Below are 23,756 nucleotides of genomic sequence, written 5' to 3'. Positions count from 1 at the left end.
GGAGGCCAGTATGGGACCGGCAAATACCAAGGTCAGGGTGCAGGAGCCCGGGCACATCCTCTGGCTAACCCCAACGGATGAAGTCACGTACGCGGAAATAGAACAGACGGCTTTGTATCTGGCGGAGAAATACTGGCATCAGTCGCCAATGCGAGTACTGGTCGATGCGCGAGGGGTGGCTGTCCGGGTGACCCCGCAGGAGATCCTGCGGTTCACTGAGTTACTGACGGGGCTCCGGGGGTTTATCGAGGCCCGTATTGCCGTGTTGCATGATGCCGCCTTTAACCCCTTTGCCGCCACGGACCGAGCTGTCCTCAAGAGCGGCTTTGCGCTGCAACGGTTCGTCAGTGAACCGGCTGCCTCCCGCTGGTTGTGCAGTCAGGAGGCGGTGCCTGGTCCCGTCTAAGGGCCTGGCTCAGGCCTTTTTTGTGGAGCGGTCGGTTTCACTCTGGCGACGGCGCTCGGCGTACTTGGCCTGGCGGCGCTCTGCAGTCACTTCCCGGGCATTGTGGCCAATGTGCTGTTCTCCACGCTGGCGAGCCAGTTGAATTTGCTTTTCCCGCTCGCGATAGCGTGCGCGGTCGGAATCCGAGGTCTTGTCGAAGCAGTGCGGACAACTGACGCCCTGCTCGAACTTCTCTGACTGCATTTCCTCTGCCGTTACCGGCATCCGGCAGGCATTGCACTGCTCGTAACTGCCGCGTTCCAGATCGTGGTTTACCGTCACACGCTCATCGAATACGAAGCATTCCCCTTCCCAGAGGGTCTGCTCTTTCGGCACATCTTCCAGATATTTCAGGATGCCGCCCTGCAGGTGGTACACCTCCTCAAAACCCTGTTCCTTCAGGTAGGCCGTGGACTTTTCACAGCGGATACCGCCGGTGCAGAACATGGCTACCTTTTTGTGCTGGGTCGGATCCATATGATCCTTCACATACTGGGGGAACTCGCGGAAGCTGTCGGTGTTCGGGTTGACCGCATTGGCGAAGGTACCAACCTGGTATTCGTAGTCATTGCGCGTATCAATCAGCAGTACTTCCGGATCGCTGATCAGGTCGTTCCAGTCTGCGGGCTTTACGTAGGTGCCTACCGTCTCGCGCGGATCGATCCCCTCTACTCCCATGGTCACAATCTCGCGCTTCAGCTTGACCTTGCTGCGCAGGAACGGCGAAATATCCGTGTAGGATTCTTTGTAATCGAGCTCTGCCAGACGCGGATCCTTCTTCAGATAAGCGAGCAGGGCATCGATACCTTCGCGGGAACCGGCAACGGTGCCGTTGATGCCTTCGCTGGCCAGCAGCAGAGTGCCGCGGACCTCGTGGGCGAGCATGGTATCCAGGGTGGGTTGGCGCAGCGCTTCGAAGTCGTCCAGACGAACGAACTTGTACAGCGCGCATACGACGTACTGTGACATGGGTCTTCCTCATTGCAAGCCGGAGCGTAAATCCGGGGCAAAATCCGGTATAACCGGGTTAAAATCGCCGCGCATTTTATCCCAAAGACGCGCATTTGTCGTACATTTATCAGGCAGCCGCTGCTCGCGGAATTGTGCCTTCAGAGACTGCCCGGACATCGACCGAATCAGTGGGTTTCGGTCACATTCATGACCACAGGAGTCCAGCCAAAATGGAAGAAGAGTTCGAGCCCCGAGAGTCCGCGTTGAGCCAGTCCTACAGCGAGGGCGATTTGAGCGTTCATATCGATATCTATGAGGACGGCGAAGGCGGCTGGCTGCTCGAGATTGTCGACGAGAACAACAACACGACAGTCTGGGAAGACGCTTTCGAATCTGATCAGGCGGCCCTCGACGAGGCCCTGGAAGCCCTGCGTGATGAGGGGATCGCAAATTTTGTTGGTCCCGTCGAAGCCGAGGGCTGACGGTATCGGCACCTGTTGTGTGTACAGACGGAGTCCTTCGCGCCCGAGCAGACTGAAAATTAACTGCTAAGGTTTATCTAGAAGGGAATCGCGACAGTGTGACAGCGCACTACCCAATCACGGTGTGAACGGGGTTCCAGGGAATGCTAACCCCGGCGCACCATCCGATCGCGGTCAGTGGTTTCTGTCGATGCTTTGTTCCCTTCTCAGCCCTTTGTTTCTGCGGACATCCAGCACACCTGGAGCCGTCTCTACGGCAGGTCTTGTTCATCGCTGCCTTCCTCTTCGTCGTTTCCGCTTCTGTGCCATCTCGCTGACGGCGCTGGCGTCACTGTGCTACTGGTTCGCTTTGCCCGCTGCGGCAGAGCCAGTTCGGCTATCGAACGACCGGGTACTCGAAACGGGGCTTGCAGAAGCCAAGCTGATCTCCGAGTTGGCCGGCTACGCGATTGTCGCCGGTCGGAGCTGTTCCCCCTGTGACGAAAATACCGCGATCTATATTCACCAGATTACCTCGCCGGGTGATCTTGATGGGGATGGCGAACCGGATCCGGTCAGCATTGACCGATATACCTACCCGGGCGAGTACCGCGATTATCTCAGCAAAAAGCTGGTGGAAAAAACACGCTTGTTTTTCGGTCGCTGTTTTGAAGGAGAGCCAGCGCTCCTTTGGCTGAGTGAGTATCTGGATGAGAACGGTTGGACCAAAGGTGAATACCTGATTGTATTCACCGATGAAGGGCTGCAGCACAGTTACAAGCCGAATCGCCAGCCGAGCCTGTTTCACGTGAAGAATCAAGACTGCAGGGAATTGCCGGGTATCGAGGCGGAAACCGAACCCTAGTGCGTTTCCATCACGCAAAAAAAAGCCCCGCTGGGAGCGGGGCCTGAGTGCCGCGGGGCGGGACCGCGGCGTATCCTCGAGCAGAGGGGGAAGTTACTTTTTCGGAGGAGACACCCACTCAATCTTCAGGGTTTTCTTACCCCACTTGCGGGCTTTCTTAATGTCTTTCTCCATCCAAACGTCGATTCGCTTCTTGAATCGCTTGTTCATACGGTCGCGTACGATATAAGTACCGGGCAGACCTTGAATTTTCACCTTGGCACCGTTGGTCAGACCGTGTTTCTCAAGGTCACGGGATACCGCGATTACCTTGTCACCGGGACGCAGACGGTTGTTCCAGGCTGCCACCCACGGGTCGTCGTCGGTCTGGCCGGGTACAGAGTTGTAAGCAGTTGCATCGACGACCATAGATTTCTTACCGACGGCCGCAGAGGCGTTAAAGCTCAGTCCCACCGCCAGCATGGCGATAACATAGAGAACTGGGTTGCGCAGAGTCTGTTTAATCATGTCCCGATACCTCCTGGGTTCTTTAATGGCGCCTACTACCTGATTGCTGTTGGGCGCGCTATTTCCACTCAATGCGGACCTAAGTCCGTTTGGAAATAACTGATTAATTTTTAATCAGCGAGGGCCATATTAGCGGTCTGAGATGGCGGCGCAACCCGGGTTGAGCAGCAGGACAACGCTCCTGTCGCACAGCGTCCTTTTTCTCTGGATTAGACATTTTGTCCGCTGAAATGAGTGATATTGGGATGCGGTGTACAAAAAGTGTACACAATTCAGGTGGCTGGCCGCCTATCCGTTGACCTGAGCAATGGACGACCAGTCACCATTCATGGATGACAGCGATGTCTTTCTAAGAAAATGAAGAATCGAAGATTGGTTAAATTTTGATCTAGGGGTGTTGGGGATAAGATTTTTTTCGTCTTTTTTGCGACTGGTGGTTCAAAAGGGCGGGTATTTGCGGGAACACGGTGAAATAGTGCGGGCTAAAGGCTCGTCCAATCGTCTATAACGCCGTCTCCGCCGTGGATTTGGTCGGGTTGACCAGCTCCCGCAGGGCCAGCAGATACTGGAGGTCTTCCTCCAGGTCGGCGAGACCGTGCTGTCGATCCAGCGCTACCGCACGTTCCACCCAGTCAATGGCCTCTTCGAGATTGCCCTGCCATTCGCAGACCTGGCCAATGTTGAAAAAGGTGATCGACAAGTTGTGCCACTCTTCCTGTTGCTCCAGCACGCCGGCCGCATCGCGGTACAACCGATACGCTTCGCGCAGGAACTGGCTGCGCTGGGTCGCGCGCAACTCGTGAGCGGATTGCTGATGGAAAGTGTGTGCCAGGGCCGCGGTTACCCGGGCGGGGGAATGGGTGATCTGACCGCCTGCGGCCTGATAGTCAAGAATCGCCTCAAATTGGGCGCGTGCCAGCGGGTAGTAGGTACCGGGCTCATGCTGGGCCGCCAGCGCATTGAGGATAATGCCGTACCGGTAGCGCAGTTCGTGCTGTTGCCCCGGGTTATCCGCCAGGCTGGAGATCGCGCGCTCGAACAGGGGCAGGGCCGCCTCGTAGTCACCTTCCAGCGCGCGCTGTTCGGCCGCTTCGGCGAGAGCGCTGGAGGACGATAACACCCCCGCGTTCGCGGTATCAGCGGCCCGGACGGGCTGAGAGACCGATGCGAGCAGCGCAAGGCTGTAAACAAAACTGGCCAGGGTGCGATACATCTGTCTGGTCCGGTGTCAGTTTGGGGTGGATGGCGGTCGCGGTGCCTCGTTGCCGTCGGCACCTTTCCACAGTAAACCCTTATTTGCGCATTTGCGCCAGCAATCCCTGCAGTGGATGGCGCAATTCCACCTCTGCAAAGCGCTTACTCTGGCAGCGGCAGGAGTAGCCGCTGGCGAGTAAATCTTCGGTTTCTCCCTGCAGACGCGGTGCCCAGGATTGCTCGAAGATGGTACGGGAGGTTTCCCGGTTGGCGGTTTCGTGGCCATAAGTGCCGGCCATACCGCAGCAACCGAGGCTTTCTGTGCCGAGCTGCATCCCCAGCGCTGCAAACACGGTATCCCAGTCCTTGAGGGAGGCGGTTGCATTGGTCTGCTCACTGCAGTGCGGCAGCAGGCGGAATGCGCGCGGCTCGATCCGCTCACGCTGTTGCTCCAGGTGCTGGCGCTGGCTCGCAAGCCACTCCTGCAGCAGGTGCACGGCGGGGGCCTGGTTGCCGAGCATCTTGCGGTATTCGGAGCGGTAGGTCAGCGTCATCGAAGGATCGACACCGACCAACGGGATATCAAACCCGGCAAGCTCCTGCAGGGACGCCGCGTTGGCTTCGGCCACTCGACGGAACTGGCGCAGGAAACCGTGTACGTGCAACGGCTTGCCATTGGCGCGGAAGGGCGCAACCAGCGGGTGGAAGTCCAGTTGCTTGAGCAGGCGCAGGGCATCCGCCACCACGTTGGCATCGAAGTAACTGGTGAAGGCATCCTGCACGATAATCACGGCTCGCTGTCGCTGGGCCGGTCCCAGCGCTTCCAGACTGGCGCGGCTCGCCACCGGGATACCGAGCTCACGCATGGATTTTTCCAGACTTACCCGCGCCAGCTGCGGACTGTCGACCAGTCCCATCCGTTCTACCAGCCAGCGCACCGGAGGGACCCGCAGTGGCCAGTTGTAGAGCTGCGGTGCCTTGGCAAGCCACGGCATCATGAATTCCAGTCCACCGACAAAGTAGTCTTTCAGCGGGCGCAGGTAGCGGCTGTAGTAGAGCTCGAGGAACTTGGCGCGCAGCTCGGGGACATCCACTTTGATCGGGCACTGGCCCACACAGGATTTACATCCCAGGCAGCCCTGCATGGCGGTGTTGACCTCATGGTTGAAGTCGTACTCGCCGCGCGCCTTGGCCAGGGAATTTTTGATCCGTCCGGGCAAGCCGACAAAGAACGATTGCTCGCGTACGCGTTGCGCGGTTTCCACTGCGTCGATATCGCGCGATGACAGCAGGCGCAGCCACTCGCGCATCAGTGAGGCGCGTCCTTTCGGCGAGTGAATCCTTTCGCGGGTGGCCTTGTAGGAAGGGCACATGGCGTCGTCCGGATTCCAGTTGAAGCAAGCGCCGTTGCCGTTGCAGTGCATGCCCTCGCTGTAGCCTTCCCAGGTTTGTACCGGGATCTGGCGATCGCGCTCGCCGCGGGTCGGCACCGCGTCGATCTTCAAGAGCGAGGATACTTTGCTGGGGGTGGCGATCTTGCCGGGGTTCAGCTGGTTGCGCGGGTCAAAAGCCGCCTTCACCTTCTGTAATTCACCGTACAACTCGCCGAAAAACTCCGGCGCATATTCGGAGCGAACACCCTTGCCGTGTTCGCCCCACAGCAGGCCATGGTATTTCTGCGTCAGCGCGACCACCTTGTCGGTGATCGGACGCACCAGGGCAGCCTGTTGCGGGTCTTTCATGTCGATAGCCGGACGTACATGCAGCACGCCGGCATCTACGTGACCAAACATGCCATATTCCAGCCCGGCATCATCGAGCACCGCACGGAACTCGGCAATGAAGTCCGCCAGGTTTTCCGGCGGTACGCAGGTATCTTCTACAAACGGGATCGGGCGCTTTTCGCCCTCGGCGTTACCCAGCAGGCCGACCGCACGTTTGCGCATGGCCCAGATCTTATTGACCTCGCTGTGGCCGCGGGCAACGGAGTAGCCGAAACCCTTGCCCGGCTGGCCGATCATGGCGTCCACGTGGCCGGTAAAACGATCCAGTGCCTGCTGCAGCTCTTCTTCCGAAGCGGCGGTGTACTCCACCAGGTTGATGCCGCGTACCGGGCGGTCTTCAGTGGGGAAGTACTCACTGACGCTGTGCCACACGATGTCCTGCATCGCCAGGCCGAGCACCTTGCTGTCCACGGTCTCGATCGAGGTGGGACCTGCGCCCATCAGGTCACTGGCGTCGCGCAGCGCATCCTGAAAGTTGTCGTATTTCACGTTTACCAGCGCGACGCACTTGGGGATCTGCAGCACATTGAGCTTGGCTTCGGCAATAAAACCCAGAGTACCCTCGGAACCGCACAGCACGCTGTTGATATTGAAGGGGCGCGCGGTGTTGGCGGCGCGCAGGTGGGCCAGGTCGTAGCCGGTCAGGCAGCGGTTCAGTTTGGGGAATTTGGCCTCGATCAGAGCGGCCTTTTCTTGCGCGATATCGTCGCAAACTCGATGGACACGTCCGATTCGGGTTTCATTTTCGCGCAGGTCGGCGAGGGTCTCGTCGTCGATTGCCGCCGACTCCAGCAGTTCGCCGCCGAGCAGTACCGTGCTCAGTTCGAGCACGTGATCGCGGGTCTTGCCGTAGACACAGGAGCCCTGTCCGGAGGCATCCGTATTGATCATGCCGCCAATCGTCGCGCGATTACTGGTCGAAAGTTCCGGCGCGAAAAAGAGACCGTGTGGTTTCAGTGCCGCGTTGAGCTGGTCCTTGACCACGCCCGCCTGCACCCGTACCCAGCGCTCCTCGGCATTGATTTCCAGAATCTGGTTCATGTGACGGGATATATCCACGACCAGCCCGTCAGTCAGGGATTGGCCGTTGGTGCCAGTACCGCCGCCGCGTGGGGAGAGCACGACCTGCTGGTAGTCTTCCCGCTCTGCGAGTTCCGCCAGTAGCTGCAGGTCCGCGGTATCCCGCGGGTAAATCACCGCCTGCGGCAGTACCTGATAGATGGAGTTGTCCGTGGCCAGCACGGTGCGGCTGGCGTAGCTCGGGCTGGTATCGCCACGAAAACCGGCATCTGTGAGGGCTTGCAGGAACTGCAGGTACAGCGCCTGAACTTCGTCGATTTCACGCAGTGCTGGGATCATGGGGGCGTGCGGGCCTCTCTGCCGTGCTTCTGAGGGGGTCTGGCATTGTAGCGGTGGGTCGCCACAGCGCAAGGGTGCAGATAGCGGGGCTTGTCGGTTGTGCCCGCCGTCAGCGGAAGCTATAAACCTTTTACACAAGCGGGGCGTAATAAAGAGTATGGATATCGAACTACACCCTAACAAGATTCCGGTAGGGATCAGTCAGTGCGCCATGGGAGACCCCGTGCGCTATAACGCCGGTCATAAACACAGCCGGGTGTGTACCCAGTTGCTTGGCCGATGTTTCGAATATGTGCCCCTGTGCCCGGAGGTGGCCATTGGCCTCGGGGTGCCCAGGGATCCGATTCGCCTGGTGAAGAGTGATACGTCACCGGACGCGGAAGTGCGTGTGCTGGGGGTGGTGGATCCATCGCTCGATGTGACCGACGCGCTCAATGGTTATGCCGATCAGGTTGTTCCGGAGCTGGAGGCCGTGCGCGGCTACATCTTTATGCAGAATTCCCCGAGCTGTGGCCTGAAGGGCGTGCGTCGTTACCTGCCGAACGGCCATGGCCACGACAGTGACGGGATGGGTGCCTTTGCGGCGCGTCTGCGCGCGCACTTCCCGCATATGCCAATGGAGGAAGTCGGACGCCTGAACAGTAGTGAAATTCGCGAAAACTTCCTCACCCGTGTCTTCGCCTACGATGCATGGTTCCGCTATGTGGAGCCGGAGCCCCGCAAGGGACGGATCATCGAGTTTTTTACCGCCTACAAATACCTGTTACTGGCGCATCACCAGCAGCTGACTCGTGAGCTGGGGCAGTTCATCGCCAACGCCAAAGCACATGAACCCGCCGAGTTTGCGTTTGAGGTGCGCGGCAAGTTGATGGACATCCTGGGCCATATGGCCAGCCGCAAAGACCGCACCAACGCGTTGATGCATGTGCAGGGGCATCTACGCGAGTTCCTGAACCGCGATGAGCGCGCTGAGCTGACGGAGTTGCTGGAAGAATACCGGCAGGGCCGCAAGCCCGCAGCGGCGGTACTGACCATGTTGCGTCACTACCTGCCGCGCAGCCCCCATCCGTTTATCCACAATCAGGTGCTACTCGCCGCCGAGCCGGCAGAAATGGGTCTGTGTGAATTCCATTGAGCGACGATGGTAGCGGGCGAATGCCCTCTGGAGGATCAGGCGATGGCGTTTGAACGGGGCTTGGTCTGGTTTCGCAACGACCTGCGCGTTGCTGACAACAGTGCCCTCTATCGGGCCTGTCACCAGTGTAAAGATATCGCTGCAGTATTTGTTGCCTGCCCGCAAACCTGGAAGACACATGATGAGGGCGAGCCGGTCGTGGCGTTTCGACTGGCGAGCCTGCGGGCATTGCAGCGAGAACTGCAGGACCTGGGCATTCCGCTGTATTTTCTGGAACTCTCTACCTTTGCGCAGGCGCCCGCGGCGCTGACGTTGCTGGCTGAAAAATTGAGTATTTCGGCGGTGTTTGCCAATGCGGAATACCCGCTGAATGAGCAGCGCCGCGATGATGCGGTAAAAAGCGCATTGCACGAGGCGGGGGTGTCCACTGAATTCTGCACCGATCGCACCCTGGTTTCTCCCGGCGCGGTGACGACGGGTAGCGGCGAGCCGTTCAAGGTGTTTACGCCGTTCAAGCGGGCGTTTATCCGGCAGTACGGGGGCCAGGACTTCAAGCCCTTGCCGGTGCCGAAGCATCGCCAGTCCGGATCAGAGTGGCCCAAGTGGCTGGAGATGCCCACCGCCAATAATCTGGTACAGACCATACCGGAGCGGCTGCGCGGCTACCGCCTGGAGCTGGAGCAAGACGGTGAGGTGCGAGGCTGGCGTGCGGGCGAGGAGGCGGGGCTCAAGAACCTCGCCCACTTCGCCGGCATCATCGAACACTACCAGGAGTGGCGTGATCTGCCGGGAACGGAAGGGACCTCGCGGCTCTCCCCCTACCTTAATTGTGGCGCGGTCTCGATTCGCCAGTGCGCGCATCTGGCTCTGCAACACAATGCTGGCGGGTGGGGTGACGCGAATGCGGGGGCCAGTTGCTGGCTGGGAGAGCTGATTTGGCGCGAATTCTACACCCACCTGATTGCCGCCTATCCGCGCCTGTGTATGCATCAGCCATTTCGTCTGAACACCGAGGGGGTAAAGTGGTCCAGGGACGAAACCGCATTCAAACGCTGGCAGTCCGGCAAGACCGGGATTCCAATCGTCGATGCCGCCATGCGCCAACTGGCGCAAACGGGCTGGATGCACAACCGCTTGCGCATGGTCGTGGCCTCGTTCCTGACCAAGAATCTGCTGATCGACTGGCGCTGGGGGGAGCGACATTTCATGCAAACCCTGGTGGATGCTGATCTGGCGGCCAACAATGGCGGCTGGCAATGGGCCGCCTCCACCGGCACCGATTCGGTCCCTTATTTTCGTGTGTTCAACCCCTACAGTCAGTCGCAAAAATTTGACCCGGACGGTGTATTTCTGCGGCGTTTCCTGCCGGAGCTGGCAGACTTGAGTAACAGGGAAATCCACAGTCCACCCGCGTCGGCGGACTATCCCGTCCCGATGTGTGACGTCAAGGCAACCCGCAAGCAGGCAATCGAGGCCTTCGCCGCATTGCGTTAGGTCAGGCTGGAACCATCAGCGGGTATCGGGTTCTGCGTTGGGGTGAATTGAACGTCACCGAATTATCTGCGGTATGGCCGCCGTTATCTGGGCGCTGATGCGAAAATCCGCCCCGGATCGCGCCGTCAATTACCTCCCCGGTTGTTAAGTTAGTGGCCTGATGAATGATCGGGAAAACAAGATGTACGCACCGCAGTTCAGCTTCCAGAGTGATGCTCTCAACAGCGCAGACGCCGACGTGTGGGCCGTCAGTGACCGTGCCCACGCCATGGCGGATCGGGGGGAAGATGTCATTTTCCTCTGTGTCGGGGATCCGAACTTTGATACCCCGGAGCCAATCCTCGACTTTGCGCGCGCGCGTCTCGGTGTTGGTCGTACCCATTACTCGCCCGCCGCCGGCGAGCCCGTATTGCGCCGGGCCATCGCAGCGATTGAAAGTAAGGTATCCCCGCATCCCTGTGATCCGGAAGATGTTGTGGTGTTTCCCGGTGGCACCAACGCGATCTACGCCACGCTGGCCTGCCTGCTGAATCCGGGCGAGCAGATTCTGATCCCGGAGCCCATGTACATCGGCTATGTGCCCATCTGTGACGCGCTGCGCCTGGACGTGCGCAAGGTGCCCTGTGCGGCCGAGGCGGATTTTTCCTTTGATGTGGAATCCATCAAGGCGGCGATTACCGACGAGACCCGGGTGGTGATGATCAATACGCCGGTGAATCCCACCGGTGCCATGGCGACCCCGGAGCAACTGCGTGAACTGGCCGCCTACTGCCGCGACCGGGGTGTGTGGCTGATCAGTGACGAGATGTACTCGATGATCACGTTCGCGCGGCGCCATACCTCGCTGCGTTCGGCGGCCGAGCACCTCGATAACGTGGTGGTGATTGATGGCCTGAGCAAGTCCCACGCCATGAGTGGCTGGCGCCTTGGCTGGGCGGTGGCCGAGGGCGAGTTGGTGGAGCGCCTGACGCAATTTGCCGGCGCCACCATTTTCGGTTGCCCCCAGTTTGTGCAGGAAGCCGCGGCTTTCGCGCTGGAGTTTGATTCCTACTTTGTCAGCCAGATGCGCGATGCGTACCGCAATCGTCGCGACTTGCTGGTAGATCGCATTGGTAAAATCCCGGGTCTGAGCTGCTACTCACCGGATGCCGGCATGTTTGTGATGGCCGACGTGTCCGCCGTGGCAGAATCCAGCCAGGCGTTTGCCGAGGCCTTGCTGGATGCAGAGCAAGTGTCCGTACTACCCGGTTCCGTATTTGGCCCCAGTGCGCGTAATCATGTGCGCATTACTCTCGCCAAGGATGAGGCAGAGCTGAGTCGCGCGATGGACCGTATCGAGCGTTTCGTCGCCAGCTCCAATCGCCAGGCGAGTTAACCCTCAGCGCCGTTCGCCGTGATACCGCGCAAGACGCCCTCCCGCAGGGCGTTTTTGTTATTTCAGTAGCGGTCGAAGGCGGCTATCCTTGCCCACTAGGGATTTACGCGCACTGGGCGCGGAAACCGTGCGAAGCAAAAGAACACGACTGTGAAAATCGATCGTCACAATTTGAAGATCCTGCAGGCCTTGCAGACCAACTCCCGCATCAGCAACCTGAACCTGGCCGAGCAGATCGGCCTGTCAGAAAGTGCCTGCCTGGCGCGCGTCAAGCGCCTGACCAACGAACGCTATGTGCGCGAGTTCCAGGCCGAGGTGAATCTCGACAAGGTGCGCCATGCAGAGTTCTACGTGAACGTGGCGCTAAAGCGCCAGGACGCACGCACCAGTGAAAGCTTTCGTCGCGCGATCAACGATATCCCGCAGATTGTTTCCTGTGTGAAGATGTCCGGCGAGTTCGACTACATGCTGCGCTTTGTCTGCCCCGACGCAGCAGATTTCAATCGGGTCTCCGAGCAGTTACTGGCGGACGAGGATGCAGCCATTTCCCGCATGACTTCCCATCTGGTGATTGAGAAAACCAAGCCTTTCACAGGTTACCCGCTGGAACTCCTGTTTCAGGATTAACCCGCGTTGCTTCGCGTTGGGCGGCGGGGCTACAGCACGATGGAAAGCGTTCGCTCGATCAGCCAGTAAGCGGCGATGGCGCCAATGAGGTAGGCGCAAAAGATGCCAATACGGGGCGTGGTGAAGATGCCGCTGGTGCCGGCGGTGGCCGGCGATGGATGCTCCCCTTCCGCCAACTTTCCTGACAGCCAACTCCCCCAATGCCTGATTACTGTCAGTACCAGCGCGACCGCGGCAATAAACAGCAGCTGTCCCGCTTCGACTCCGAGGTTAAACAGCGCCAGGCTCAGCGGGACCGCATGGTGAGGCACGCCAATCTCGGCGAGTGCGCCAGCGAACCCCAGACCGTGCAGCAACCCAAACGCAAATGCCACTACCCAGGGAAAGCGGGTGGTCAGTGTGTGCCGCCCTCGTTGCCGCTGCAGTATTTCACTGGCCAGAAACACGATGCTCAGTGCTATGGTGGCCTCCACCGGGGCAGAGGAAAGACTGAGCCAGCCCAATACGGCAGCAATCAGGGTCAGGCTATGGGCGACGGTAAAGGCGGTGATGGTGGCCAGCAGGGATTTCCAGCCCGACACTAACAACACCAGTGCCAGAACAAATAGCAGGTGATCAATGCCCAGCAGGATATGCTCAACGCCCAGAGCGAAATAAGTCTTGGCGATCTCCGTGTTGTTGGCTTGTGGGTTGATAGCCAGCGAAGGGCTATCTGGCAGCAGGCGTGCCACTTGCTCGCGTCCATCGCGCCAGTCGATGCGAACCAGCGCGTCAGTCATGGTGTTGGCGAGGCCGTCAATCTGCACCTGCGTATTGGCGAGCCCGCCGCCGTGTGCGACCTGCCAGCGCTCGATATAAAAGCCATTGGATATCTGCGCTTGTGGCGTATTGATCGGAGAGAGGCGCGGGTCGAACTGTACTCGCAGTGACAGGCGAAGGTCTCCCCGGGCTGGAACACGCCAGGTGACCTGATAGCGGTCCTCTGCGATTTCGCTGATATGCAAATAGGCTGGACGCAGCTCATGCGCAGCGGCAACGTTCGCCAGTACCAGCGCTATCCACGTCAAAAGTACCAGCGTGCCCGGCAGTAGGTATCGCGCATGCTGGTGATGCTGTCGGAAAATCCAGGTGCGAAACTTCATTGGCTGGCGACCGTCTCTGACAGCGTATTGTAAGGCGTTATGTCAATCTGGTAGCGGCTGCGTAATTGCTCATATTGTGCCTGCAAGATTCTTTCCTGTTCTGCGGTCTGCCAGTCCCGAAGTACCGTTGCACGGACGGACTCCAGAGGTGGAAGCGTTGACGGTTGGATCTCCTCGATGTGGACCAGGTGCCAGCCAAAGCCGGAGCGCACGGGCCCGCTCCACTGTCCGCGCGGCAGGCCATCGAGGCTTCCGGCAAATTCACCTCCGAACAGCCTGACGAGCTTGGGTTGTTCCTGGAGGGGATAGTGGGTTGCCAGCAGGGTGCTGTCGCCGAGTGTGTCGGGTGACATGCCATTGTGCAATTGATGCAGTGCGTCGCGCGCTGCGGCCGCGCTATCGTCGTGCAGGCTGGGATTAAAAAACAGCTGGGAAAAGCTGATGCTCACGGGCGTCCGGTAGCGTGCGCTGTTACTGTGGAAAAACGCCTGCAACGCTTCCGCTTGTGGCTCCACCGCATCCGCCAGATCGCGGGCGAGATATTCCATTTTCTGGCGCAGGCGGCGGCGAATGACCGTGTCGTTCGTATCCAGACCCAGATTGCGCGCCTCGCGATACAGGATTTCCTCGCGCACATAACTGTCGATCAGTCCCTGTAATTCCTGCGGTTGTGGAGCACGTTGCCAGGTCTGCTCGAACACGGAGCGGATATGGTGAATGCGTCCCTCGGTTACAGAGATGGTTTCCCGTTCGGGTGTGTCTGGCTGACGTAAACTGTCCGCGCCAAATAGCAGCGCGCCGAGTAACGCAAAGTGCACCAGAGGTTCTTTGAGTAAAGTACTTGCCATTGTCCGTCGTCTCCAGGATCAGTTCGGTGCGTACCAGATCGGGCTGGAAAAGGCCCTTTCCTGATGCTGCAATGGCACATCCTTGTCCGGTTTTACCCCGAATCTCACTGCGTCGTAGAGTGTCCAGCGAGGAGTGGGAATTTCCAGTGCACGCAGGTAATACACCGCGCGCAGCTCGGGATCAAAATCTGGGTCGGTGAACGCACCAATGAGTTCCGGTGCGCCGATGGTATTGGTGTAGGTGGCGGTCTCGAGGTTGACGGTTGAACCGATCGCAGGCAGCTTGCCTGCGCTATCCGGTGTGCGATCCCCGGCCCATTTTACGTCAAAGATTCTTTCGTGCTGTTTGCCCTGCTTGTCGACCCAGCCCTTGATGATCTGGGCGCGGTCAAGGTTGGCGCCCTCGGGGTCTTTCATCACTGCAATCAGGAAAGTGGGGGCACGCTTGTCGGGATCTGCCGGGAGGGTGCCGCCCATGGGGACCCCCCGACTGTAGCCGGTAGTCGCCAGCGCCTTGCCTACATCGGCGTTGCTGAAATCATAGCCGGCAAAAAAACGGACCTGCATGCGCGGGCCGGTGGTGGCGAAGGTCTCCTTACGCATCATCGCGTCCCAGATGGACTCGCGGGTATTTTCCTCTGCCCATACGCCCATAATGCCGGCGGCGGCCTGTTCCCAGCCCATCATGTTGCCGCCTTTGCCTTCAATTAGTGGAAAGTTCCAGCGGTCTTTGTTGGCGGGCTCGAGCGTTTTGAATTTACCGAAGAAGTTGTCTTCCTCTGCCGTAGAGAGTCCGGTGTGTACATCGGTGGCCGCGTTGGCACCATACTGGAATGGATTGATACCCAGTTGGTCCTGCAACCGCAGGCCGGACTTGAGCGCTTCGCGCCAGTATTCTGTTTTGATATCGCCTTCGGATTTGGGTACCAGTATCAGGTTGCCCCGGTCCCAGAGATCCCAGTTGGCAAATTCATCGTTGGGGGATAACTTCGGGTGGGATTCGCTCTGCCCCTTGATTTGTGAGACTTCATAGAGCGGTTCATATCGCGCACGGAGTTCGGCCCACTCCCGGTTCATCGGTGAACCGTCAAACTCCTGTTCCTCAAACATGCGTCCGTTGGACAGGTTGCCGTTGTGGGGGATGGCGAGCACCTTGCCCCCGGTCTTTTGTTCGTAGGCCTGCAGCCACTCCCACAGTTTCCTCGGATCCTGGGTTTCAAAGGTCGTCAGGGGCAGGATGTCCCTTGTGCGATCCGCTCCATCACGAAAGATCACATTGCGATGCAGGTTGTCCCCGCCACCTGCATTCACGGTCCATTCATAGGCAATAAAGGTGCTGAACTTGCCCGGTTGGTTGAATTTTTCCGCCGCATCGACGGTGCGCTGCCAGGCCGATGCCATCCACTTTGGGTCCATCACAATCTTCGGCAGGCGCTCCTCGGACTGCATGATGATCAGTTCGCTTTTGGCTGCGGATGCCGCCTTTGGGTCATCGGAGTTGAGCGCTTTATTCCAGCGTTTGAGGGTTTCATCGGTCATCATCTCGGGATTGCCCGAGGCAATTTCACTGATGACCCCCATGCCATCGGAATGGTCGGTAATCATGAACCAGTCGTAGGGTCGTTCGAGCTTTGCCTTGACGCCGGCGTTGGATTCGATTTCTTCGCCGAGGGCAAAACGATAGGCTTCCTCCGGGGTCTTGATCGCACCATCCATGCCGGCGTCCACGGACCAGCCGGTATGCACATGGGTGTCGCCATAGTAGACATTGCGTGTCGGTATGGCCTCCGGGGGCGGGACTTGCGTATGTTGGTCTTTGCTGCCTTCCGCGGTTGCATCCTGATCCGTTTGCGGTGTCTCTGGCATGGACTCGTCCGTACTGACGGCCACGGCATCATCCGGTGCGTTATTGGTGGATTCACGTTGACCGCATCCCGAGAGGAGGGCAAAAAGGACGATTCCCGCGATCAGCTTGAACAGCAGGGGAACAGTCTGTTGGCAATGGCTGGCCGACATCGGTAAGCAGGATCGAAGCGCCATGGGTTCCTCCGTGAACCATCATTGGAGTCGTGATTTTCGTCGCTGGTGTACTGGCAAAGCGTACGCCGGAGTATAGTCGCCACTTGAGTGGACATTCGCGGAATCCGCTGACTATCTTTAGGCGTGAATACGCGGCAATCGCCAGCGCTGGCCGCCGCCACAAAAAGCCTGCTCATGAGACAGGACGAGAATAAATTCGGCTTCCCCATATCGGGTGCCAGTTGCCTTGGACCAGGTGTATGCGATTTCACGCTTTCAGACCTTCCTTGAGCGCGACTGTATGTGTGCTGTTGCTTTGTGTCTGTTGTGTCTCCCCGCGCGCCGCAGAGTATGCTGGCGTCGAACAGTGCGCCGGATGTCACGCGGAACAGGTGCGTGATTGGGAAAGCAGTCACCATTTCGCCGCAATGGCTGAAGCGACTGCTGAAACGGTATTGGGGAATTTTGACGATGCCACATTCCGATACGGTGATATCACCTCCCGCTTTTTTCGTCGCGATGGCGCCTACTGGGTAGAGACGGATAACGCCGAAGGGGAATTGCAGACCTTTCAAATCGCCTACACCTTCGGTATCGATCCATTGCAGCAGTATATGGTGGCCTTTGAAGATGGGCGGATTCAGGTGCTCACCATCGCCTGGGATAGCCGCCCGAAAGCAGCGGGAGGACAGCGCTGGTTTCACCTGTATCCGGAAGACGGAGAGGAGCATCCCAGTCTCGCCCATGCCGGCGCGGTCACAGCCGATGATCCGCTGCACTGGACTGGCAGCCACTTCAACTGGAACAGCCGCTGTGCCGCCTGTCACTCCACAGACCTGCAAAAACACTATTCCGTGGCGGCCAATCGCTATGAAACACGATGGAGTGACATCAACGTTGCCTGTGAGGCCTGCCACGGTCCAGCGAGCCAGCACCTCAAGTGGGCAGCCGGCACCGCCGCGGAACAGGCGTCAGACAAGCGTGCGGGCTTTGCTGTTTCCCTGAAAAACACCGCGCTGTGGCAGTTTATTGGCGAGCAATCCCCTCTGTCTGACACCCGTCGCCGCAAGGGACGGCACAATGCCCGTCAGGTCGACACCTGTGCCCATTGCCATTCCCGGCGGCAGGAGCTTGCATTGTGGAAACCCCAGCGCACCTTTGCCGACCAGCACGTGCCGCGCTTGTTGGAGCGGGACATGTATTTCGCCGATGGCCAGATGCTCGATGAGGTGTATGTCTACGGCTCGTTCGTGCAGAGCAAAATGCATGCGAATGGCGTGGTATGTAGCGACTGTCATGATCCCCACAGTACCCGCCTGAAGCGACCGGGCGACCAGACCTGCACGCAGTGCCACCGGGAGGAGACGTTCGCGGCAGCCAGCCATCACCACCATCCCCCCGGCAGCGAAGCCAGCCAGTGCGTTTCGTGTCATATGCCGGCAGTGACATTCATGGGCGTAGATCCGCGTCGGGACCACAGCTTTCGCATACCCCGGCCTGCCTTGAGTGCCGAGGTGGGTAGCCCGGATGTCTGCACGACATGTCATCTGGACAAAGATCCGCAGTGGGCTCAGGGCATTGTGGATAACTGGCGCGGAAAAGGTCCAGCGAATGATCCGGTAGAAACTTCGGCATTGGTACTGGTGCAGGCAGATCGGGGAGCCGGAGATCCGGCTGCGCTGACTGGAGTCGCGACGGACCCTCGTCACAGCAATATGGTGCGTGCCAGTGCAGCGCTGCGCCTTGCGGAGGTCATGGATGCTGCCAGCCTGCAAACATTGCCGGAATTACTGGACGACCGTTCCTGGCTAGTGCGGCTGGGCAGTGTGCGCGCGACCGAGAACCTGCCCCTGCATGTACGTTGGCAATTGTTGCGCGGAAGACTCGAAGAGCCGACCCGCGCGGTGCGTTATGAGATTGCCAGGCAGTTGGCAGGCGTACCACCGCAGCAAGTTGATCCGCAACAGGCGCGCAAACTGGATGCGTTGTTCCGCGAGTTTCTGGATGGTGTGCATTTTAATGCGGATATGCCGGAAGCCCAGCTGGTGGCGGCGCGATTCCACCAGCAGCAGGGGCAAATGGCACAGGCTGAACGCGCGTTGAAGCGGGCGTTGGCACTCGCGCCGAAAAATGAAGGTGCCCTGCTCAATCTCGCGGATCACTATCGTGGCACGGGTCAGGACGCGAAGGCGGGAGCGCTAATTCGGGAAGCGGTCAGCACCTATCCGCAGTCCGGCAACGCGCAGTATGCCTTTGCGCTCTGGCACGTTCGGCAAGGGGATTATCTCAATGCTCTGGCTGCGCTGCAGAGGGCCGGACGCCTGCAGCCCGCCAATCCGGAAGTGGTGCTCGCCCATGGCCTGGTGTTGGAAAAACTGGGGCGCCCGGCCGATGCACTGAATCTGTTGCGCCGCTGGCAATCGGATTACGGTACCCGTCCGCAATTGTTGGCACTGCAGGAACGTCTGCAGTAGAAGAGGGCTGACTCAATCCAATTGGGTGCTGTTGCGCGTAACAGACAGGCGTATTGTTGAAAGAGAATGGATCCCGGGGGACACAATGAAAACTACACACAAGCTGATTTATTTATGGCTGAATCTATTGGCCTATATTGCCATTGGGTTGGGTGCGCTGGCGTATCCTGTCGGTTTTGCCAAAGGCCTTAACCTGTCGTTTCTCTCTGCGGTCGCGGTGCCGGAATTCCAGGCGACCTTCGGCGGACTGATGCTGGCGATCGCTGCAGCCATTGGCCTCGCGATCGTACGCCCGGCAACACGCCACGCTGCTTTTTTCCTGTTGACGCTGGCCTATTGTGGTTTTGCCGGCGGGCGTTTGTTTGGCATGCTGGTGCACAGTGGCTTTGACTGGCGCAATGGCCTGTTTTTGCTCGTCGAGGTCCTGCTGATCGTGTGGGGTCTGTTGTGTTACCGCGTCTCCGGCGACGAGCAATCACGCCAGGGTGCGGATCCGGAACGAGCCGGTTGAGCGCCTGGCTGAAAACGCAGACCTGAAAAAAAGCGCGGCGCCGGTTTCCCGGGGCCGCGCAAGTGATTGCGGTGTTTTGCCGATCAGCCGCAAATATCGTTAACCTGTCGCGTTACTCCCTGACAGTGTGTCTGCATTGGTTACCCCGCCTCGGGCACTTTCCTGCGCACCGCTGGCGGCGGTACGGAAGCGTTCCTTGTATTCGGGCAGCTCTGTTCCCATCCAGCGATCCCACCAGGTGAAGTAAAAGCCGTAGTTACCCTGAAATCGCTGGTGGTGCAGGTCGTGATGGGTGGTAGTGGTCATCAAGTCGAGGGGGCTGTCGACCCAGCGTTTTGGGTGAAATTCGCAGCCCGCATGCAGCATCGCATTGCGGAATATCATGATGAAGATAAACGCCAGCCAGATACCCAGGTGCATCGGCAGGATGATGGTGACCAGCGGGGAGAAGATGGCCATCAGGGCGGCCTCTCCCACTGAGAAGCTGTAGGCAGCCCATGGTGTCGGTGTCAGCGACAAGTGGTGCAGGCGGTGGAAATGACGGAACAGCTTCGGGTGATGCATGGCCCGGTGGGTCCAGTAAAAGTAGGCGTCGTGCACCAGAATGACGGCGGGCAGGCTGAGCAGGTTCCACCACATCGGGTAATCTGACCAGTCGGTGTACAGGCGTACAATGCCGGCCTGATAGAGGTGCACGGTCAACATGCCGATACAGGCGAATACCGCCAGCGTCAGCATCGAGTAGCTGACTTCACGCCGGATATCCTGCCAGCGCGCGCGACGCGTCTGTATGCGCCGTCGATTCATCCAGCTGCGGAACAGGATGCTGACGAACAGGCTGACGCCGGCCGCGGCCAACAGGTAACGGAACAGGTCGTGGCCGAAGTGCTCGAGCCACTGTTGGGCAAATGTGAGTAAAAAACCAACAGCCGTATCCATACAGGGTCCCCTTCACCGGGTGGAGCTTCTTGTTCGAGTTCCGGCCAGTGTGGCTCAGTGCGGGAAGCCTTGCTTGCGAAAAACGAAGTTTTACTGACGAATTCCGAAAAGCGTGGGCATTGGTCAGGTTACGGGCAGGCGTTCGCGGCGAAATTCGGTGGGTGTCATTTCGTGACGGCGTTTGAAAGCGGCATTGAATGGGCTGAGCGACCGGTAACCGATATCGAGTGCAATCGTCAGTACCGGCAGGTGGGCCTGGTCGGGATCGGCGAGACGACGGCTGGCCTCGTCGATACGGTATTCATTCAGGTACTCGTTGAAGTTGCGGTAGCCCAGATGGCGATTGATCAGGGCGCGCAGCACGTGCTCCCGCGCACCCAGCTGTTCTGCCAGTTCACGGATGGTCAGGCCGGTATGCCGGTAGCCCCCGTTTTCCATGTGAGCGGTTAATTGGGCAATCAATTGCTGCTGGCTGTCGTCCAGTGGTTCTGGGGGGCTTTCCGGTGCCGGCTTGTCTTCACTCGGAGCGGCGATCTGTGCGGCGACTGATGGTGCCTCCTGCAGGGAGTCCTGCAGGGCCCGGGCGCTGGGATCGAGTAACCACAAGCAGGCAGCCATGGACAACAGACTGGCGAGAATGGCGTGCAGTGCCGGCAGGCCACTGGGCACTGGCCAGTAACTGAACAGGAAGTCAGCGCAAACCACAATGACCATGTAACCGCCAATGACGGCCATCAAGGCAAGGCGCAGGCTGCGTCGTGCCTCGACCAGGTCAGACTGGTACTGGCGGATCAGGGTGACCATGCCCGCGCCCAGCAGCCCGAGTTTCAGCGGCTGCGACAGCCAGTAGGTCAGGTCGTGCAAAAAGGGCGATATACCGGTCAGCAGATGGCTGTTGGCGAGGCCGTCGACCAGCAGTGCGATTCCCACCACCATCCAGCTCCAGTGCGGAAAGGCCTCGCCGTCGTTGCACAAGTGAAACGCGAATAGCCAGAAGGCCGCGGGTACCAGTATGGAGGGGATATCAAGGAGAAAGGCGGCCGGCTGAGGCAGCGGTGGCAGTACTGCCTCGAGCAGGTAGCAGGTGACCCCGACCAGCACCACCACCAGCCAACGGCCGGCGGCCACATGGCGAAACTGGTGTGCCAGTTTGACCGCAGCCAGTACCAGCAAGCTGCAGGCAGCGCCGGTAAAAAACACAAACGCGCTGTTCATGCGGTCATCCCCCAATAATCTGATGTGCCTGGTTATCGCCAGCGATCTGCCCAGGCATCCAGAACTTTGCTGCTGTAGGTATGACGGCCGTAGCTGCCGTTGTAGTAGGCGAGGGCATTGGCCAGGTTCCCTTTGGCCTTGCCGATATAGTGCTTGAGGATGGTGCAGCCGTACCGCAGGTTGGTATCCATATTGATGAGATTGTCGTCCGGCCGTCCAATTTCGTTCTTCCAGAACGGCATGACCTGCATCATGCCCTGGGCACCTACGCGAGAAACCGCATAGGGATCGAATGCGCTCTCGATCTGGATAACTGCCAATACGATCTCCGGTTGCAACCCCGCCCGTGTCGCTTCCCGATGAACGGCCTTGAGCACGTGCATGCGCCGTTCCGGATCCTTGATATAGCGGGCCAGCGGCTGGGACTTGGCCATCAGCCACACTTCCGCATCAAAGCGGTCGGCAAAGCTGCCGGGCTCGCTCACGGCCTGGCTCAGCGCGCGACGCAATTCCGGGTCCACCTGCTTCACGCCCTCAGCCGAAACGACAGAGGAAAGTGACAGCAGGCCGGCGAGGAGCAGGGCAATACCGCTTTTGTTCATGGGGTCGTCATTCGTTACCGGCGCCGGGGCGGAGACCGCCCGCGCTGTCATTGGCGTAAGGTTCGCAGTGCGATTCAGTCGCGCAGTTTTTCCAGCAGGATATCCTGAAGTTGGGATTCCGCAAACTCCTGGCTTTCCGCATCGCGACGGCCTTTGTATTCCACCACGCCCTTTTCCAGGCCGCGATCACCGATAACGATGCGGTGCGGGATGCCCATCAGCTCCACATCGGCGAGCATGCCGCCGAGGCGGGCCTTCGGCTCGTCCATAAACAGGACATCGATGCCTTTCTCACGCAGGGAGTTGTACAGGTGCTCGCATTTCTCGCGAACGACATCGCTCTTGTGCATGTTGATCGGCACAATCGCCAGCTGGAAGGGCGCGATCGATTCCGGCCAGATGATGCCGGAATCGTCGTGATTCTGCTCGATGGCGGCCGCGACAATGCGGGACACACCGATGCCGTAACAGCCCATGGTCATGACCTGTTCCTTGCCATTCTCGTCGAGTACGGAGGCGTTCATGGCGCGGCTGTACTTGTCGCCCAGCTGGAAGATATGACCCACCTCGATACCGCGCTTGATCTCGATGGTGCCCTGGCCATCGGGGCTGGCATCGCCGGCCACCACATTGCGCAGGTCTTCCACGCGCGCGAGCGGCACGTCGCGTTCCCAGTTCACGCCAGTCAGGTGGTAGTCGTCTTTGTTCGCTCCACAGATAAAGTCGGCGAGATGTGCCGCAGAGCGATCCACCAGGGTCTCGATGCCCAGGTTAACCGGGCCCAGCGAGCCCACGCCACAACCCAGTTCTGCGGCGATGCGGGCTTCCGGAGCGAAGGTCAGCGGGCTGGCCACGCCGGGCAGCTTCTCCGCCTTGAGTTCGTTCAGGTCGTGGTCACCGCGCAGTACCAGTGCCACCAGCGGGGCGGTTTCGCCTTCCTCGGCTTCTCCCAGCACAATCAGGGTCTTCACCGAGTGGGCGGCATCGGTGCCGAGAAACTCGCTGACGGCCTCAATGGTTTTCTGGCCCGGGGTGTGGACTTCTTCCAGGGATTTGCCGGGTGCGGGACGCTCACCGCTCGGTGCGACGGCCTCGGCAAGTTCCACGTTGGCAGCAAAGCGGCTCTCGGTGGAAAACGCGATATCGTCTTCACCGCTGTCCGCGAGCACGTGGAATTCATGCGAGCTGGAACCACCGATGGAGCCCGTGTCTGCCAGCACCGGGCGGTAGTCCAGGCCGATCCGGTCGAAGATACGGCAGTATGCGCCGTGCATGATGTCGTAGGTTTCCTGCAGGGAATCGGCGCCCAGGTGGAATGAGTAGGCATCCTTCATGGTGAACTCGCGTGCACGCATAACGCCAAAGCGCGGACGAATTTCATCGCGGAATTTGGTCTGGACCTGATAGAAGTTGGCCGGCAGCTGTTTATAGCTGTTGATCTCGTTGCGGATCAGGTCGGTGATGACCTCTTCGTGGGTCGGGCCCAGGCAGAAGGGATTCTGGTGCCGGTCTTCAATACGCAGCAATTCGGGGCCGTACTGTTGCCAGCGGCCGGATTCTTCCCAGAGCTCTGCCGGTTGCACCACCGGCATCAGTACCTCCAGGGCGCCGGCGCGGTCCATTTCTTCGCGGACGATGCGCTCGACCTTGCGCAGTACACGCAGCCCGGTGGGCATCCAGGTGTACAGGCCTGAGGCCAGGCGACGAATCATGCCGGCGCGCAGCATCAATCGGTGGCTGATGACCACAGCGTCGTTCGGGGTTTCTTTCTGGGTTGCGATCAGATAGCGGGAAGCGCGCATAGGAGGT

At 59.3% G+C, this 23,756-nt stretch carries 20 protein-coding genes; 9 read left to right on the top strand and 11 right to left on the bottom strand.

Features of this window, described 5'->3' with window-relative positions:
• Positions 1-10 precede the first annotated feature (10 nt).
• Positions 11-406: a hypothetical protein gene (locus tag ACXAD0_RS17235; protein WP_475089940.1), complete on the top strand. Its 396-nt coding sequence runs from the start codon at positions 11-13 to the stop codon at positions 404-406.
• A 9-nt stretch (positions 407-415) separates the two neighbouring features.
• Here ACXAD0_RS17235 and trhO read toward each other — a convergent pair whose 3' ends face one another.
• Positions 416-1,414, bottom strand: a complete 999-nt coding sequence (trhO, locus tag ACXAD0_RS17230; protein ID WP_475089938.1) for an oxygen-dependent tRNA uridine(34) hydroxylase TrhO — start codon at positions 1,412-1,414, stop codon at positions 416-418.
• A 212-nt stretch (positions 1,415-1,626) separates the two neighbouring features.
• On the opposite strand from trhO, the gene ACXAD0_RS17225 reads away from it, so the two are divergent.
• Complete coding sequence (locus tag ACXAD0_RS17225; RefSeq protein WP_475089937.1) at positions 1,627-1,878, top strand: hypothetical protein; 252 nt, start codon at positions 1,627-1,629, stop codon at positions 1,876-1,878.
• Positions 1,879-2,068: 190 nt separating this feature from the next.
• The gene (locus ACXAD0_RS17220) at positions 2,069-2,722 is read left to right on the top strand and encodes a hypothetical protein (RefSeq protein ID WP_475089935.1); all 654 of its coding nucleotides are present in this window, start codon (positions 2,069-2,071) and stop codon (positions 2,720-2,722) included.
• 93 nt (positions 2,723-2,815) lie between these two features.
• Here the strand turns inward: ACXAD0_RS17220 and ACXAD0_RS17215 are convergent, their stop codons facing one another.
• The 3 genes from ACXAD0_RS17215 to ydiJ all read right to left on the bottom strand — a co-directional run bounded on the left by ACXAD0_RS17215 (position 2,816) and on the right by ydiJ (position 7,566).
• A complete protein-coding gene (locus ACXAD0_RS17215) occupies positions 2,816-3,229 on the bottom strand; it encodes a 3D domain-containing protein (protein ID WP_475089933.1) in 414 nt (137 codons plus the stop codon).
• Positions 3,230-3,731: 502 nt separating this feature from the next.
• Positions 3,732-4,442: a tetratricopeptide repeat protein gene (locus tag ACXAD0_RS17210; protein WP_475089932.1), complete on the bottom strand. Its 711-nt coding sequence runs from the start codon at positions 4,440-4,442 to the stop codon at positions 3,732-3,734.
• 79 nt (positions 4,443-4,521) lie between these two features.
• Positions 4,522-7,566: a D-2-hydroxyglutarate dehydrogenase YdiJ gene (gene ydiJ, locus ACXAD0_RS17205; protein ID WP_475089930.1), complete on the bottom strand. Its 3,045-nt coding sequence runs from the start codon at positions 7,564-7,566 to the stop codon at positions 4,522-4,524.
• Positions 7,567-7,723: 157 nt separating this feature from the next.
• Between ydiJ and ACXAD0_RS17200 the strand changes: the two genes are divergently transcribed.
• The 4 genes from ACXAD0_RS17200 (at position 7,724) to ACXAD0_RS17185 (ending at position 12,197) form a co-directional block, all read left to right on the top strand.
• Positions 7,724-8,701, top strand: coding sequence for a YbgA family protein (locus ACXAD0_RS17200; RefSeq protein ID WP_475089928.1), 978 nt, complete (start codon positions 7,724-7,726; stop codon positions 8,699-8,701).
• A 42-nt stretch (positions 8,702-8,743) separates the two neighbouring features.
• Complete coding sequence (phrB, locus tag ACXAD0_RS17195) at positions 8,744-10,195, top strand: deoxyribodipyrimidine photo-lyase (protein ID WP_475089927.1); 1,452 nt, start codon at positions 8,744-8,746, stop codon at positions 10,193-10,195.
• 181 nt (positions 10,196-10,376) lie between these two features.
• Positions 10,377-11,570, top strand: coding sequence for a pyridoxal phosphate-dependent aminotransferase (locus ACXAD0_RS17190; protein WP_475089926.1), 1,194 nt, complete (start codon positions 10,377-10,379; stop codon positions 11,568-11,570).
• Between the two features lie 150 nt (positions 11,571-11,720).
• Complete coding sequence (locus tag ACXAD0_RS17185; RefSeq protein WP_475089925.1) at positions 11,721-12,197, top strand: Lrp/AsnC family transcriptional regulator; 477 nt, start codon at positions 11,721-11,723, stop codon at positions 12,195-12,197.
• A 29-nt stretch (positions 12,198-12,226) separates the two neighbouring features.
• On the opposite strand, the gene ACXAD0_RS17180 is transcribed toward ACXAD0_RS17185, so the two are convergent.
• The 3 genes from ACXAD0_RS17180 to ACXAD0_RS17170 are packed head-to-tail and all read right to left on the bottom strand — an operon-like array spanning position 12,227 to position 16,227.
• Entirely contained in the window at positions 12,227-13,339 is a 1,113-nt protein-coding gene (locus ACXAD0_RS17180) for a HupE/UreJ family protein (protein WP_475089923.1), read from the bottom strand.
• Positions 13,336-14,187: a peptidyl-prolyl cis-trans isomerase gene (locus tag ACXAD0_RS17175; RefSeq protein ID WP_475089922.1), complete on the bottom strand. Its 852-nt coding sequence runs from the start codon at positions 14,185-14,187 to the stop codon at positions 13,336-13,338. The genes ACXAD0_RS17180 and ACXAD0_RS17175 overlap by 4 nt, the downstream gene beginning before the upstream one ends.
• An 18-nt stretch (positions 14,188-14,205) precedes the next feature.
• Positions 14,206-16,227 (bottom strand): DUF3604 domain-containing protein, encoded by a 2,022-nt coding sequence (locus ACXAD0_RS17170; RefSeq protein WP_475089920.1) that lies wholly within the window; start codon positions 16,225-16,227, stop codon positions 14,206-14,208.
• Between the two features lie 266 nt (positions 16,228-16,493).
• Between ACXAD0_RS17170 and ACXAD0_RS17165 the strand changes: the two genes are divergently transcribed.
• A complete protein-coding gene (locus ACXAD0_RS17165) occupies positions 16,494-18,680 on the top strand; it encodes a tetratricopeptide repeat protein (RefSeq protein ID WP_475089919.1) in 2,187 nt (728 codons plus the stop codon).
• 85 nt (positions 18,681-18,765) lie between these two features.
• Entirely contained in the window at positions 18,766-19,191 is a 426-nt protein-coding gene (locus ACXAD0_RS17160) for a DUF4345 family protein (RefSeq protein ID WP_475089917.1), read from the top strand.
• A 99-nt stretch (positions 19,192-19,290) separates the two neighbouring features.
• Here ACXAD0_RS17160 and ACXAD0_RS17155 read toward each other — a convergent pair whose 3' ends face one another.
• The 4 genes from ACXAD0_RS17155 to ACXAD0_RS17140 all read right to left on the bottom strand — a co-directional run bounded on the left by ACXAD0_RS17155 (position 19,291) and on the right by ACXAD0_RS17140 (position 23,749).
• A complete protein-coding gene (locus ACXAD0_RS17155; protein ID WP_475089916.1) occupies positions 19,291-20,130 on the bottom strand; it encodes a sterol desaturase family protein in 840 nt (279 codons plus the stop codon).
• A gap of 123 nt (positions 20,131-20,253) precedes the next feature.
• Positions 20,254-21,345, bottom strand: a complete 1,092-nt coding sequence (locus ACXAD0_RS17150; RefSeq protein WP_475089915.1) for a helix-turn-helix transcriptional regulator — start codon at positions 21,343-21,345, stop codon at positions 20,254-20,256.
• A 32-nt stretch (positions 21,346-21,377) separates the two neighbouring features.
• Positions 21,378-21,947, bottom strand: a complete 570-nt coding sequence (locus ACXAD0_RS17145; RefSeq protein WP_475089914.1) for a lytic transglycosylase domain-containing protein — start codon at positions 21,945-21,947, stop codon at positions 21,378-21,380.
• 74 nt (positions 21,948-22,021) lie between these two features.
• Positions 22,022-23,749 (bottom strand): proline--tRNA ligase, encoded by a 1,728-nt coding sequence (locus ACXAD0_RS17140; RefSeq protein ID WP_475089913.1) that lies wholly within the window; start codon positions 23,747-23,749, stop codon positions 22,022-22,024.
• Between the last annotated feature and the right edge of the window lie 7 nt (positions 23,750-23,756).

The sequence above is a fragment of the Microbulbifer sp. ABF4_148 genome (genome assembly GCF_056158985.1).
The sequence above is the reverse complement of the archived record's forward strand: the minus strand, read 5'-3'. Positions and strand labels throughout refer to the sequence as shown.